Source organism: Shewanella sp. SM74 (assembly GCF_025653725.1).
GTDB lineage: Bacteria > Pseudomonadota > Gammaproteobacteria > Enterobacterales > Shewanellaceae > Shewanella > Shewanella oncorhynchi.
The window spans coordinates 111,758-126,925 of record NZ_JAKKRZ010000002.1 but is presented as its reverse complement, the minus strand read 5'-3'; the positions used below and the strand labels follow the sequence as shown (position 1 = coordinate 126,925).

General features: G+C 44.7%; 15 protein-coding genes. 10 read left to right on the top strand and 5 right to left on the bottom strand.

The window, feature by feature from the left end; translation table 11 throughout:
* Nucleotides 1–155 precede the first annotated feature (155 nt).
* Nucleotides 156–1,535, bottom strand: coding sequence for an MATE family efflux transporter (locus tag L5M49_RS02665; protein WP_263166161.1), 1,380 nt, complete (start codon nt 1,533–1,535; stop codon nt 156–158).
* Nucleotides 1,536–1,568: 33 nt separating this feature from the next.
* On the opposite strand from L5M49_RS02665, the gene L5M49_RS02660 reads away from it, so the two are divergent.
* Nucleotides 1,569–2,192 (top strand): riboflavin synthase subunit alpha, encoded by a 624-nt coding sequence (locus L5M49_RS02660; RefSeq protein ID WP_263166162.1) that lies wholly within the window; start codon nt 1,569–1,571, stop codon nt 2,190–2,192.
* Between the two features lie 34 nt (nt 2,193–2,226).
* Here L5M49_RS02660 and L5M49_RS02655 read toward each other — a convergent pair whose 3' ends face one another.
* Entirely contained in the window at nt 2,227–2,427 is a 201-nt protein-coding gene (locus L5M49_RS02655; protein ID WP_028759934.1) for a CPXCG motif-containing cysteine-rich protein, read from the bottom strand.
* 241 nt (nt 2,428–2,668) lie between these two features.
* Entirely contained in the window at nt 2,669–2,902 is a 234-nt protein-coding gene (locus tag L5M49_RS02650; protein WP_263166163.1) for a hypothetical protein, read from the bottom strand.
* A 291-nt stretch (nt 2,903–3,193) separates the two neighbouring features.
* Here L5M49_RS02650 and thrS point away from each other — a divergent pair, with 291 nt between their 5' ends.
* From thrS to rplT, 4 genes are all read left to right on the top strand, one after another.
* Entirely contained in the window at nt 3,194–5,122 is a 1,929-nt protein-coding gene (thrS, locus tag L5M49_RS02645) for a threonine--tRNA ligase (protein WP_028759936.1), read from the top strand.
* A gap of 3 nt (nt 5,123–5,125) precedes the next feature.
* Nucleotides 5,126–5,668, top strand: coding sequence for a translation initiation factor IF-3 (gene infC, locus L5M49_RS02640; protein ID WP_012089240.1), 543 nt, complete (start codon nt 5,126–5,128; stop codon nt 5,666–5,668).
* 84 nt (nt 5,669–5,752) lie between these two features.
* Nucleotides 5,753–5,947, top strand: coding sequence for a 50S ribosomal protein L35 (rpmI, locus tag L5M49_RS02635; protein ID WP_006081653.1), 195 nt, complete (start codon nt 5,753–5,755; stop codon nt 5,945–5,947).
* A 16-nt stretch (nt 5,948–5,963) separates the two neighbouring features.
* Nucleotides 5,964–6,320 (top strand): 50S ribosomal protein L20, encoded by a 357-nt coding sequence (rplT, locus tag L5M49_RS02630; RefSeq protein WP_006081652.1) that lies wholly within the window; start codon nt 5,964–5,966, stop codon nt 6,318–6,320.
* A gap of 263 nt (nt 6,321–6,583) precedes the next feature.
* On the opposite strand, the gene trxB is transcribed toward rplT, so the two are convergent.
* Both trxB and ald read right to left on the bottom strand, forming a co-directional pair.
* Entirely contained in the window at nt 6,584–7,537 is a 954-nt protein-coding gene (gene trxB / locus L5M49_RS02625; RefSeq protein WP_007647644.1) for a thioredoxin-disulfide reductase, read from the bottom strand.
* 325 nt (nt 7,538–7,862) lie between these two features.
* Nucleotides 7,863–8,978, bottom strand: coding sequence for an alanine dehydrogenase (ald, locus tag L5M49_RS02620; protein ID WP_028759938.1), 1,116 nt, complete (start codon nt 8,976–8,978; stop codon nt 7,863–7,865).
* 179 nt (nt 8,979–9,157) lie between these two features.
* On the opposite strand from ald, the gene lrp reads away from it, so the two are divergent.
* The 5 genes from lrp (at nt 9,158) to crcB (ending at nt 15,161) form a co-directional block, all read left to right on the top strand.
* Entirely contained in the window at nt 9,158–9,664 is a 507-nt protein-coding gene (gene lrp / locus L5M49_RS02615; RefSeq protein WP_006081649.1) for a leucine-responsive transcriptional regulator Lrp, read from the top strand.
* A 342-nt stretch (nt 9,665–10,006) separates the two neighbouring features.
* Complete coding sequence (locus L5M49_RS02610) at nt 10,007–12,772, top strand: DNA translocase FtsK (RefSeq protein WP_263177169.1); 2,766 nt, start codon at nt 10,007–10,009, stop codon at nt 12,770–12,772.
* A 55-nt stretch (nt 12,773–12,827) separates the two neighbouring features.
* Nucleotides 12,828–13,454, top strand: a complete 627-nt coding sequence (gene lolA / locus L5M49_RS02605; protein ID WP_028759940.1) for an outer membrane lipoprotein chaperone LolA — start codon at nt 12,828–12,830, stop codon at nt 13,452–13,454.
* Between the two features lie 8 nt (nt 13,455–13,462).
* Entirely contained in the window at nt 13,463–14,794 is a 1,332-nt protein-coding gene (locus tag L5M49_RS02600) for a replication-associated recombination protein A (RefSeq protein WP_263265398.1), read from the top strand.
* Complete coding sequence (gene crcB / locus L5M49_RS02595) at nt 14,787–15,161, top strand: fluoride efflux transporter CrcB (RefSeq protein ID WP_028759942.1); 375 nt, start codon at nt 14,787–14,789, stop codon at nt 15,159–15,161. The genes L5M49_RS02600 and crcB overlap by 8 nt, the downstream gene beginning before the upstream one ends.
* Nucleotides 15,162–15,168: the final 7 nt, after the last annotated feature.

Sequence of the window (15,168 nt, the reverse complement as noted above, 5' to 3'; positions counted from 1 at the left end):
TTTGTCGTCAAATGGTGAATTGCTGTGCAACTTGCCCAGTGTTTCAACAACGCCGCTGATAAAACCGCAATTTCTTATTCGCTTTACTTCAGAGAATGCATCGAAATCAAACTGATAAACCAAAAGGCGAGCACTGTCGCTCGCCATTAATGCAATCAATGGTGAACACTGTCACCTTCAATAAGGCTCAAATGCACGCCATGCTTTTGGATGTAACGCAGACGAATGAAAAATAACAGCGCTGCTGAGGTCAAGCCCGCAATCAATCCTGCCCAGAATCCATGGGCGCCCATCGCGGGAACGATATGGTCCGTATAAGCTAAGGTATAACCGAGTGACATACCAATCCCCCAGTAGGAAAACAGCGTGATATAAAAGGCGCTGCGTGTATCTTTATAACCGCGAAGAGCACCCGCTGCGACCACTTGAACTGAATCAGATAATTGATACAGGGCTGCCATCAACATCAAGCTGCCGGCTAAGGCAACCACTTCAGGATCACCATTATAAAGTTTCGCAATTTGGAATCTAAATAAGACGGTCAAAACCGCTGTCGTTAGAGCAAGGGATAGTGCCAGCCATAAGCCCACTTTAGTGACCACCGCGGAAATATCAGCGCGATCACGGCCTAAGTAATAACCAATCCGAATCGATACCGCGATACCGATAGATAACGGCAGCATAAATACGATGGCAGAAAAGTTGAGCGCAATCTGGTGACTTGCGACCACTGTTGCGCCAAGTGGCGCGAGTAATAGCGCTATGATGGCAAATAAACTCACTTCAAAAAACAGCGCCATTGCTATCGGCATGCCGAGTTTGGTCATTTTCTTCATAGTTTCAAAGTCTGGACGATGAAATTTACTGAAGGGAGCTAAAGCCGCGAATTTTTTATGTAACTGCATGTAAATGGTCATGGCAACTAGCATGGCCCAGAATACGAGAGCAGTGGCGATACCACAGCCTGCGCCGCCCATGGCCGGTACGCCAAAGTGTCCATAAATAAAAATATAGTTAGCGGGGATATTTACGGCTAGACCGACAAAACCAATGACCATGGTCGGTAAGGTATAGGATATACCTTCACTGCAGCCACGTAGCACTTGATAAAGCACAAATGCGGGTGCGCCCCATAAAATACCGTCGAGATATCCTATGGTTAAGCGGTATAATTCGGGTTCTAAATCCATATGGCTAAGCACAAAGGGCGCAGATGCGAGGAAAACCATCACGCCAATGCCGCCAATGATGGCAAGATAGGCACCTTGAAAGGCCAAAGGTTGGATGGCTTTTTGATTATTCGCTCCATTGTAGTGGGCAAATAAAGGCGTAAAAGCCATCAGTAAACCTTGGACGAACAGAATAGCGGGTAACCAAAGGCTAGTGCCGACCGCAACAGCGGCCATATCAACCGCGCTAACACGGCCCGCCATAACGGTATCAATAAAGCCCATCATGGTCTGAGTGACCTGAGCTATCAGTACTGGCAGCGCCAATTGGATTAAACGTTTGGCTTGATAGCCTGAATTATTCATAAATACAGCCTTTAACGATTAAGCGAGCAGAAAATGTTTACAGGTATAGTTCAAGCCACCTGCGAGGTGGTTGCAATACATAAGAAAGATGGCCTAAATACCCTTGAGGTAGCGTTCGAACCTGATTTGCATGAGGGACTTGCGATTGGTGCAAGTGTGGCAAATAACGGGGTATGTCTTACTGTGACTCAGGTAGTCGATGATAGGGTATTTTTCGACGTAGTGGAAGAGACCTTGCGACTGACGAATCTGGCTAATTTGTCTATAGGTCAAAGCGTTAATGTTGAGCGCTCGTTAACTTTTGGTAGTGAGATTGGTGGCCACATTCTCTCTGGCCATATTCATACCAAGGCTAAAATCGTTGATATTAGCCATACAGAACAGCATTATGATCTGACACTGGGCATTGAGCCTAAATGGATGGATTACATTTTTTATAAAGGTTTTGTTGGCGTTAACGGCTGCAGCTTAACGGTAGGCGAGGTGAGTGACTCCGGCTTTAAGTTGCACTTAATTCCTGAAACTTTAAAACTGACCAATTTAAGTCAGTATAAAGTGGGTGATGAACTCAATATTGAGATCGACAGCCAAACACAAATTATCGTCGACACAGTCGAGCGCGTGCTGGCCAGGCGTTTTAACGAACAAGCACGTTAGTTTTGTGACATCGCAGCGTGTAGTGCAATCTCGTTTAATAGATTTGCTCGTCGTCTGAATCGATATACAGCTCAACCGTTCGTCTCGATTCATCGATGTGTAAGCGTAAGTGAATCGGATTACAACAAATTCGGCAGTCATCGTAATAATCTTGGTCTCCACAGCTGGCATCGATACTGATATCTTGATGGTGCCCGCAGTGGGGACAAGCAATAACTTTGTTCATGACTCTCATGGTGCAACTCCTTATCGCCAATAGAGCGAATCGCTCTGCTCAATCAACGCATCTCATACTTCGTACGCTTATATTGTCTGCGCTTTGTCGATATTCGAAACCTGAGTGCGCTTTATGTGCTTCCTATTTGAGTATACAGCAGAGTGCAGTGCACTGACTTAGATGAAGTCGGTCTCAAAACGCAGCATGATAGACCTTCTGGTTAAATATTTTCTTGTTGGATCATTATCTCTTCTAAAAACTAGTCCTTTACCGTCACTAACCCCTCCATTTCACTGCTGTGTAACACGCCATCGCGGGCATCTTGGGTAATATCCAGCGTTAAACGCTGCATCTGTTGCTCAAGTTCACTTTTAATATCAATGAGTAACACTTGAGTATCAATCAAAGATTTGCTTGTGATTTTCACCTGCGGCTCAGGTAAAGCGGTTGCAGTGTGCGTGAGTGTTACGGCCAGTAGAATGCAGTTCAACATATCAACTCCCTTGTCATGTTTTCAGTGATGCCCAATAAACTGGCGCTAGAATAGGGGAGTTAGATGACCAAGAAGTTACCAAGACACTGCAAAATCATGAATTTGCTTTTTGTTTCCAATCCCAATTCTGGTCAATATGCTTGCGCCTTTTAGCTACAATCCCTTAGAATAAACGCCCTGCTACGCAAGGCGGCTAAGACTCCTGTACTGTCTTAACCTAGCGAGCATTTCTCTTACATTAACTAAAACCAAGTGGCCCTACGTGTGGGTCACCACTGGAAAGGACATTTCATGCCTGTAATTACACTTCCCGATGGTAGCAAACGCGAGTTTGCTCATGCTGTATCGACCCTCGATGTTGCCGCCGATATTGGCCCTGGTTTAGCGAAAGCTTGTATCGCTGGCCGCGTTAATGGCGAATTAAAAGATGCTTGCGATCTCATTGAAACCGATGCTGAGCTATCAATCATTACCGCCAAAGACGAAGAAGGTGTTGAAATTCTTCGCCATTCTTGCGCGCATTTATTAGGTCACGCGATTAAGCAAATGTGGCCAGAAACCAAGATGGCGATTGGTCCTGTTATCGATAATGGCTTCTACTATGATATCGACCTTGAGCACAAGTTGACTCAAGATGACATCGACGCATTAGAAAAGCGTATGCTTCAACTGGCAAAAACCAACTATGACGTAGTAAAACGTGTCGTTAGTTGGCAAGAAGCCCGTGATACATTCGCTGCGCGCGGTGAAGATTATAAGATTGCCATTCTGGATGAGAACATCAGCAAAGACGCGACGCCTGCGCTGTATCATCACGAAGAATACACTGACATGTGTCGTGGACCGCACGTACCTAACATGCGTTTCTGCCAGCATTTTAAATTAATGAGCATTGCCGGCGCTTATTGGCGTGGCAACTCAGAAAACAAGATGTTGCAACGTATCTATGGTACCGCTTGGGCCGACAAAAAAGCCTTGAGCACACACTTAACCCGTCTTGAAGAAGCGGCTAAGCGTGACCACCGTAAAATCGGTAAGCAGCTCGACTTGTATCACATGCAAGAAGAAGCACCGGGTATGGTGTTTTGGCATAACGACGGTTGGAGCATCTTCCTCGAATTAGAAAGATTCATTCGCCGTAAGCTAAACCAATACACTTACCAAGAAGTGAAAGGCCCATTAATGATGGACCGCGTGTTGTGGGAACGTTCTGGTCACTGGGATAAATACTCAGAAGCCATGTTCACGACCAGCAGCGAAAACCGCGAATACGCCATCAAACCAATGAACTGCCCAGGCCACGTGCAGATCTTCAACCAAGGGTTGAAATCTTACCGTGATCTGCCATTGCGTATGGCTGAATTTGGTTGCTGTCACCGTAATGAACCTTCAGGCTCGTTACACGGATTAATGCGTGTACGTGGCTTTACGCAAGATGACGCCCATATTTTCTGTACTGACAGCCAAGTTCAAGAGGAAGTGAGTGCCTGTATCCAGATGGTTTACGATACTTACGCTACCTTCGGCTTTGAAAATATCGTAGTAAAACTGTCGACTCGCCCAGAGAAACGTATCGGTGACGATGCGATGTGGGACAGAGCGGAAGAAGCACTTAAGCAAGCTCTGCGTGCCAATAATATTGAATTCACTATTTTGCCAGGCGAAGGCGCCTTCTACGGACCAAAAATCGAATTTACTTTACACGATTGTTTGGACCGAGCGTGGCAATGTGGTACTGTGCAGCTCGATTATGCGTTGCCAAGCCGTCTTGGTGCAACTTACGTTGCCGAAGATAACAGCCGTCAGACCCCAGTGATGATCCATCGTGCTATTTTAGGCTCTTTGGAACGATTTTTGGGTATCTTGATAGAAGAATATGCAGGACGTTTCCCAACTTGGTTAGCCCCAATGCAAGTTGTCGTGATGAATATCACTGATAAACAGGCTGATTATGTTGAAGAAGTCGTAAAATTCTTCAAAGAACAAGGTATTCGAGCGTCTTTTGACTTGAGGAATGAGAAAATAGGCTTTAAAATACGCGAGCACACCTTAAGGCGTGTCCCTTATTTGTTGGTCGTTGGCGATCAAGAAATGGAAAATAAGGAAGTAGCGGTGCGTACCCGTGATGGTATCGATTTAGGTAAGATGCGACTTGAAGATTTCGCCACTAAAATCCATCAACAGATTTCGCTCCGTAGTCTCAAATTGTTGGAGGAATAGGTCATAAAGATCAAAAAAACAGCAGGGCGTCAGCCGGCCCCTAATAGAATCAATGAAGAAATCACAGGTGTACCAGAAGTACGCTTAACAGGCATTGATGGTGAAGCTATTGGTGTGGTAAGCATCAGAGATGCTCAGAATTTGGCAGATGAAGCAGGTGTAGACCTAGTAGAAATCAGCCCAAATGCTGAACCTCCAGTATGTCGCATTATGGACTACGGTAAGTTCCTTTTTGATAAGGCTAAGTCAGCCAAGGAACAAAAGAAGAAGCAAAAGCAGGTTCAGGTCAAGGAAATTAAATTCCGTCCTGGAACTGACGAAAACGACTATCAGGTAAAACTACGCAACCTGATACGTTTTCTGGAAGACGGGGACAAAGCGAAGATTACGCTTCGTTTCCGAGGTCGCGAAATGGCACACCAAAACCTGGGTATGGATCTATTGAACCGTATCAAGGCTGATTTGGACGAGTATGCGGTTGTTGAATCTTTCCCGAAAATGGAAGGCCGACAAGCAATTATGGTGCTAGCGCCTAAAAAGAAATAAGTAGGGCAAAACTTAAAGTAGCAAAGGTCTATGGCCTTTGCTCGCCTTGCTTTTTATTAAACATCCCAATGCGGAGTTTTAGAAATGCCTAAAATGAAAACAGACAAGGGTGTAGCGAAGCGTTTTAAGAAAACCGCTAATGGTTTCAAGCGCAAGCAAGCACACTTACGTCACATTTTGACGAAAAAAAGCACTAAACGTAAACGTCACTTACGTGCCAAATGTTTAGTATCAAAAGCTGACGTTCCAGCAATCGCGCGTCAATTACCTTACGCTTAATTTAGGAGATTAGAAAATGCCAAGAGTTAAGCGTGGTGTAACCGCTCGTGCTCGTCACAAGAAAGTTTTAAAACTAGCTAAAGGTTATTATGGCGCTCGTAGCCGTACTTACCGTGTTGCTGTTCAAGCAGTAACTAAAGCTGGTCAATATGCTTACCGTGACCGTCGTCAGAAAAAACGTCAATTCCGTCAACTTTGGATTGCACGTATTAATGCTGCTGCTCGTCAAAATGGTCTGTCTTACAGCCGTTTCATCAACGGTCTGAAAAAGGCGTCTATCGAAATCGATCGTAAGATTTTGGCTGACATCGCTGTATTCGACAAAGTTGTATTTGCAACTTTAGTTGAAAAAGCAAAAGAAGCGTTAAACTAAGAAATTAGTTTGTTGCTGTAGAGAAGGGACCATTTGGTCCCTTTTTTTGTGCGCCATTTTTGACTTAACCTAATGATGTTATTTACCTAAACACTTATAAGCGCCCATCTAACTGGTACAAGATTAAGAATCGTGAAGGAAAGACACGTGCGCGCGTGAACAGTACTTACTGGTAAGCCCGCAAAAATTTTGCTATTGCTTAACGATTTTGACCTAAAAAAATAGCAGGCTAAACCTGCTATTCGTTGAAAAATCGAGTCTAGTTACTTCTTAGCGTCTAAATAACGCTCTGCATCGAGTGCAGCCATACAGCCGGTGCCAGCAGAAGTAATGGCTTGACGATAATGTTGGTCCATCACATCACCACAGGCATAAACACCTTCGATACTGGTTTGCGTGGCGTTACCTTGCAAGCCACTCTGAACTTTTAAATAACCGTGGTTCATTTCCAACTGGCCTTCAAAAATACCGGTATTAGGGCTGTGACCAATAGCGACGAACACACCAGCAACGGCTAAGTCAGTGATCGAGCCATCTTTAGTGCTCTTCATCTTCAGACCTGTCACACCCATGGCATCACCAACCACTTCATCCATGGTTTGATCTAAGTGAAGGATGATGTTGCCATTGGCGACTTTGTCCATCAGACGGTCGATCAAGATTTTTTCTGAGCGGAAGGTGTCACGGCGATGGATGAGGTGAACTTCAGCAGCAATATTGCTTAAATACAATGCTTCTTCAACGGCGGTATTGCCGCCACCGATCACTGCGACTTTTTGATTGCGATAGAAGAAGCCATCACAGGTTGCACAGGCTGATACACCGCGACCTTTGAAAGCTTCTTCTGACTCTAACCCTAAGTAACGGGCAGAAGCGCCAGTTGCGATGATCAGCGCATCACAGGTGTACTCGCCGTTATCGCCTTTCAAACGGAAAGGGCGCTCGGTAAGGGTCACTTCGTTGATATGATCGAACAAGATTTCAGTATCGAACTTTTCAGCATGCTTCTGCATACGTTCCATCAAGGCTGGACCCGTTAAGTCGTCCGCGTCACCAGGCCAGTTTTCAACTTCAGTCGTCGTGGTTAATTGACCGCCTTGCTGCATACCTGTGATCATCACAGGTTTTAAATTCGCACGCGCAGCATAAACGGCTGCGGTATATCCTGCTGGGCCTGAACCCAAAATCAATAAGTTACAATGTCTGACTTGGCTCATTTTTATCTCCGTGCCTTTAGCAAATTGCAAGGATTGTAGGGAATTTACCTGTGGGGGTAAAGTGTTGGAGGGCGATTCTTTTAGATTGCACTAATCGAGTCCATCCGTTTTGGTATGGAGAGTGTCAGTTTTACTTTACTGTGAAAAAATAAATAGCTTAAGTGTGAAGCACGGGATGAGCTTGTATAAATATGGTGGTGCGATCGTAGTGAAGCCTATTTCTACCCAATAAAAAAATCGGCCTCAATAGTATCGAGACCGATTTGAATTATATACTAAGTAAAGTCAGCTTAAATCCACATAAAAAGTTAAGTTAATTAAAAGCTTATACTAATAGTGTCGCAGGAGATGTGAACGCTAAGTTTAGGGCGTGAGCCACTTCCTTACACACCACTTTACCGTGCATGACGTTTAAGCCATTAAGAAAATGCTTGTCTTGCAACAGCGCTTCTTTATAGCCTAAATTTGCTAACTTGAGAATGTACGGTAAGGTTGCATTGTTAAGCGCAAATGTTGAAGTGCGAGCGACCGCACCAGGCATATTTGCAACACAGTAATGCACAACATCATCAACGATATAGGTCGGATCTTGGTGAGTAGTGGCATGTGAAGTTTCAACACAACCGCCTTGATCGATCGCCACGTCAACGATAGCGCTGCCAGGCTTCATACGTGAAATCATGCTACGAGTAACTAATTTTGGCGCCGCAGCACCAGGAATTAGTACACCACCGATCACAAGATCGGCCTCAATAACATGACGTTCAATTGCATCCGCAGTTGAGTAAATGGCTTTTACAGCAGAACCGAATTGCACATTTAAACGACGTAGAGCATCAATACTGCGATCAAGCACAACAACATCAGCACCCATGCCAACTGCTACTTGTGCTGCATTAGTACCAACCATACCGCCGCCAATAATGACGACTTTAGCAGGCTCAACCCCCGGTACGCCGCCCAGCAACATACCGCGGCCACCAGAAGATTTCTCTAATGCCATAGCGCCAGCTTGGATTGACATACGACCAGCGACTTCAGACATAGGAGCAAGCAAAGGCAGGCCACCACGATCGTCTGTCACAGTTTCGTAAGCGATACATACGGCACCACTTTTGATTAAATCTTCAGTTTGCGGTAAATCTGGAGCAAGATGCAGATAAGTAAATAAAATCTGATCGTGACGCAACATAGCGCGTTCAACTGCTTGAGGCTCTTTTACTTTTACAATCATCTGCGCTTTAGCAAAAACTTCAGCAGCAGTCGCTAAAATTGTGGCGCCAGCATCAATATAATCTTGATCTGAAAAACCAATACCTATGCCTGCATTTGTTTCAACAAAAACGTCGTGACCTTTGATCGCCAACTCGCGAACACTAGAAGGAACCATACCGACACGATATTCGTGGTTTTTAATTTCCTTGGGAACACCAATAATCATCTTTGAGCCTCAATTGCCTGAAATCCCACTTTTAATGGGCATAATTGTTATTTTATCGTGACCTGAACGTGATTAATTCAGGGATATCTAGTATAGTATCGGCGACGCAGTTTATGCTGCTGAACTTTCGGCATACGTAGAATAAAATGTTGTTTTAGTGATAAAGCAAGGTTAAATAAATGGCATATAATAAAAAGAGTCCTGTAAAAGACTTGGATCGCATCGATCGCAACATTCTTAATGAACTACAACTTGATGGCCGCATTTCAAATGTGGAATTGTCAAAAAGAGTCGGACTAAGTCCAACTCCGTGTTTAGAAAGAGTAAAACGTCTCGAAAAGCAAGGTTACATCAATGGCTATACCGCATTGGTGAATCCTCATTTCTTGGGTGCATCCCTACTGGTATTCGTGGAAATCACATTAAGCCGTGATACTCCCGAAGTGTTTGATAAGTTTAACCGCGCAGTGCAACTACTCGATGATATTCAAGAATGTCATCTGGTTTCAGGCGATTTTGACTACTTACTGAAAACTCGTGTTTCAGATATGTCGGCTTATCGTCGCTTGTTAGGTGAAACTTTATTGAAATTACCTTCTGTTTCCGACACGCGTACTTATGTTGTGATGGAAGAAGTTAAGCACACCAGTCGTGTAGCGATAAATCATCTACTCTCAGATATCTAAATTACCCTGATTGTTTGGTTTTACAATAAGGGGCTTAGGCCCCTTATTTATCAGTAACGTCGATATATCCATCTCATTTAACGCTTATTGCTATTAGCCTTGTATTGCCCTTAAGTTTGCTAACTTAGGGGCTTCTTTTTGTGGCATTTTTAAACAAATTTGTTAACGGAAGTGTTTGTGTAATAACTCATTCCTCCCCAAAAGCACACTAAAACACCTCAATAGACTAAATTTTGCCAATCATGACCAATTCTGTATAGAAAAACAGGCTAATGTGCTCCACATTTAATGGGATTCTGGTATCGTTAGCCCACCTGTTTTCACTTTTATGGATTACGTCGTTTGTCTCAAGGAAATAGTGTACGCACGCTCACTGGCCTGCAACGTCTGCTGGAAGGCGGACTCATCATTTGTTGTGTTCTCGCCACTTATATTTTGCTCGCATTGACGAGTTTTAGTCCGTCTGATCCTGGTTGGAGTCAGTCGCATTTTCAAGGCGATATTAAAAACTGGACCGGAGCAGTAGGGGCTTGGATTGCCGATATTCTGTTATATTTCTTCGGCGTTACGGCTTATATCATGCCAATCATTGTCGCATCGACAGGTTGGTTATTGTTCAAACGTGCCCATCATTTACTTGAAATTGATTACTTTTCAGTGGCCCTGAGATTGATTGGATTTTTACTGATCATTCTAGGATTTTCTGCTTTGGCGAGTATGAATGCCAACAACATCTACGAGTTTTCGGCAGGCGGAGTGGCGGGTGATGTCATAGGCCAAGCCATGTTGCCGTATTTTAATAAACTCGGCACTACCTTATTACTGCTGTGTTTCTTGGGCTCAGGCTTTACGCTGTTGACTGGGATTAGCTGGTTGACTGTGGTCGAGAAAATCGGCTTAGTCTCTATTTGGATTTATAAAAAGTTAAAATTATTGCCGCAAGCGATGAAGCGTGAGCATGAAACCGAGGATACCCGTGGTTTTATGTCCGTGGTGGATAAATTTAAACAGCGCCGTGAATCCCAGTACGTGCTAGAAAAGCCCCCCATAGTTGAAAAGCCTAAGGTGCGTGAGCGTCATATTGGTCGTAGAGCTGAGATAACCCCAACGCTATATGCTGCCACTGATGATACGGTCATTGAACCAGAAGGTATTATTACTGAAACTGAGAATAATTCGTCGCCCAAAAACAAACTATCGGCGCTTGCAAAAATTCTGAGCTTGAATGGCAGCAAAAGTAAGAGCGTACAACGGGTTGAGCCACAAATCGATAATGATGATTTGGCCGCCCATGGCAATTTTGAAGCGCCACCTTGGTTAGCTGAACCTCAGCATTCAAATGCCGATGAGCAAGATAGTGCCGATTTTAATTCGCATTCATTCGATCATGATGACAATGAGCCAGTGTTTAGCAGTCAAGCATTTACAGAAGATGAAGACGATGAAAATCTAGGTTTTAGCGATGATGACGTCATTGATTTTGATACCAAAGTGTCAACAGGTGCAGTGAATCAAGCGCAGCGTAATAAGCAAGATCAAAAAGCTAAAATTGTCGATGGCATTGTGGTGTTGCCAGGACAAGAAGACAAACCCGCGCCGAAAAAACCGATGGATCCTCTGCCGAGCATTAACTTGCTCGACATACCTGATCGTAAGAAGAATCCGATCAGCCCAGAGGAATTGGATCAAGTCGCTCGCCTTGTTGAGCTTAAATTGGCCGATTTCAACATCATCGCCAATGTAGTGGGTGTGTATCCAGGTCCTGTGATCACACGCTTTGAATTAGAATTAGCGCCGGGCGTTAAAGCGTCAAAAATCTCTAATCTATCAAAGGATTTAGCTCGTTCATTACTGGCTGAAAGTGTGCGTGTGGTTGAAGTTATTCCGGGCAAGGCTTATGTCGGACTCGAATTGCCCAATAAATTCCGCGAAACCGTGTTTATGCGCGATGTGTTAGATTGTGCCGCCTTTACTGAGAGTAAATCCAACTTAACTATGGTGTTAGGCCAAGATATTGCTGGTGACCCCGTTGTTGTTGATCTTGGTAAAATGCCACATTTATTGGTAGCCGGTACTACAGGCTCTGGTAAGTCTGTGGGTGTAAACGTGATGATCACCAGCTTACTGTATAAGTCTGGCCCAGAAGATGTACGCTTTATCATGATCGACCCCAAAATGTTGGAATTGTCTGTCTATGAAGGTATTCCGCATTTGCTATGTGAGGTCGTTACCGACATGAAAGAAGCTGCCAATGCGCTGCGTTGGTGTGTCGGCGAGATGGAACGTCGCTATAAGCTGATGTCTATGATGGGCGTACGTAATATCAAGGGCTATAACGCTAAAATTGCCGAGGCTAAGGCCAATGGCGAAGTGATTTTAGATCCTATGTGGAAGTCTTCTGACAGCATGGAGCCAGAAGCGCCTGCGTTAGATAAGCTCCCATCGATTGTTGTCGTGGTCGATGAATTTGCTGACATGATGATGATTGTTGGTAAAAAAGTTGAAGAGTTGATTGCCCGTATCGCGCAAAAGGCCCGGGCGGCAGGGATACATTTGATCCTGGCAACCCAAAGACCGTCAGTGGATGTGATCACAGGTTTGATTAAGGCCAACATTCCCACACGTATGGCGTTCCAAGTGTCATCTCGTATCGATTCGCGCACCATTTTAGACCAACAGGGTGCTGAAACCTTGCTTGGTATGGGTGACATGTTATTTTTGCCACCGGGTACCGCGGTACCGAATCGTGTTCATGGTGCGTTCGTTGATGATCATGAAGTTCACCGTGTCGTTGCCGACTGGTGCGCCCGTGGCAAACCGCAATATATCGAAGAAATCCTCAACGGTGCCAGTGATGGTGAACAAGTATTATTGCCTGGTGAAACCGCTGAATCAGACGAAGAATACGATCCGTTATACGATGAAGCAGTTGCCTTTGTGACTGAAACTCGTCGCGGCTCGATTTCAAGCGTACAGCGTAAATTTAAGATTGGTTATAACCGTGCAGCACGCATTATTGAACAGATGGAAGCACAAGGTATTGTTTCTGCTCAAGGCCACAACGGTAACCGTGAAGTCTTAGCGCCGCCAGCACCAAAACATTATTAAGCCGCGCTAAGGCGTAGCTTTGATACACCCAAGGGTTTACAGGGTAAGGAATAAAATGAAAAAACGATTATGCGCTGTGTTGTTAGCTTCACCTTTGCTATTTAGCGCGGCTGTGTTTGCCGATGATGCGCAGCAGCTCAGGGAAAAATTGATTGGTACCGCGTCACTAAAAGCCGATTTCAAACAAACCGTAACAGACGTTAATAAAAAGGTTATTCAAACGGGGTCAGGCATTTTTGCCTTGGCGTATCCGAATCAATTTTATTGGCATTTAACCCAGCCCGATGAATCACAGATTGTCGCTGATGGTAAAGATTTGTGGATCTACAATCCTTTCGCCGAAGAGGTGGTCATCATGGATTTTGCTGAAGCAATCAATGCATCTCCCATCGCATTGCTCGTCCACCGCGACGATGCGACTTGGTCACAGTATTCAGTGTCCAAGAAACAAGATTGCTATGAGATCAAACCTAAGGCGATTGATTCGGGCATATTGTCCGTTAATGTTTGTTTCAAAAATGCCCAGTTAGTCAACTTTAATGTTGCCGATGATAAAGGTAATTTAAGCCTGTTTGATTTAAGCAATCAGCAAGCCATCACAAATAAAGACAAAGCCTTGTTCACCTTTGTGATCCCAGACAGCGTCGATGTTGATGATCAACGTCGTAAAGCAGCGCATTAGGCTATCGCGTGAGCAGTTTATCGTTTAATTTTGCGCCCGATTTTCGTCCCTTGGCCGCGCGCATGCGGCCAAGAACGATTAGCGAGTACATAGGTCAAGCCCATTTACTGGGTGAGGGCCAACCACTACGCAAAGCATTGGAAGCAGGGCGCGCCCATTCCATGATGTTGTGGGGACCGCCGGGCACAGGTAAAACAACCTTAGCTGAATTAATCGCACATTATTCAAATGCTCACGTTGAGCGCATTTCCGCGGTCACCTCTGGCGTTAAGGACATTCGCGCCGCGATTGAGCAAGCAAAAGCAGTTGCAGAATCTCGTGGCCAACGTACTCTATTGTTTGTCGATGAAGTCCACCGATTTAATAAGAGTCAGCAGGATGCCTTTCTGCCATTTATTGAAGATGGCACAGTGATCTTTATCGGCGCGACCACAGAAAATCCGTCTTTTGAAATCAATAATGCCTTACTCTCGCGGGCAAGGGTCTATCTTATCAAGCGCTTAAGCCATGATGAAATCGCCCATATAGTGACTCAAGCCTTAAACGATAACGAGCGCGGTTTAGGCCTACGACGATTTGTAATGCCAACCGATGTGCTCACCACATTGGCACAACTTTGTGATGGTGATGCCCGTAAAGCGTTAAATCTTATTGAGTTGATGAGTGATATGCTCATCGACGGTGGCACCTTTACCACTGAAATGTTAATTCAAGTGGCGGGGCACCAAGTTGCTGGTTTTGATAAGAACGGTGATCAGTTTTACGATTTAATCTCGGCTGTACATAAATCCATTCGCGGATCAGCACCCGATGCCGCGTTGTATTGGTTTTGTCGAATATTAGAAGGCGGTGGCGATCCGCTTTACGTGGCAAGGCGCTTACTGGCGATTGCCTCTGAAGATGTGGGCAATGCCGATCCTGCGGCGATGACAATCGCACTGAATGCCTGGGATTGTTTTCACCGTGTTGGCCCCGCCGAAGGTGAGAGAGCAATAGCACAAGCCATTGTTTATCTTGCCAGTGCGCCGAAGAGCAACGCTGTGTATACCGCATTTAAGGCGGCGCGTGCGTTAGCTCGCGAAACAGGGCAAGTCGAAGTGCCGCACCATTTACGCAATGCACCGACTCAGTTAATGAAAGACATCGGCATGGGAGCTGGGTATCGATATGCCCACGATGAAGCCAATGCCTATGCCAGTGGTGAAAATTATTTCCCCGAATCCCTGCAAACAGCACAGTTTTATTTTCCGACTGAGCGAGGGTTTGAGAAGCGGATCAAAGATAAATTGGCGCAATTAGCCCAGTTAGATCAAGCCAGTGAGAACAAAAGATATGACTAACATCTTATTAGTGGCTTTCGGCGGGTCAATTGGAGCAGTTTTACGCTATCTTATTTCAATATTCATGATCCAAGTATTTGGCAGCAGTTTTCCTTTTGGTACACTGTTGGTTAATGTTATAGGTTCATTTTTTATGGGCGTAATTTACGCTCTGGGGCAAATGAGTCATATCAGCCCTGAACTCAAAGCGCTTATAGGTATCGGTCTATTAGGTGCTTTGACAACGTTTTCGACTTTCTCTAATGAAACCTTGTTGCTGATGCAAGAAGGGGATTGGCTGAAGGCGATTTTGAATGTGGTGTTGAATCTAAGTCTATGTTTATTCATGGTGTACTTAGGTCAACAACTGGTTTTTTCTCGCATTTAACTATTAA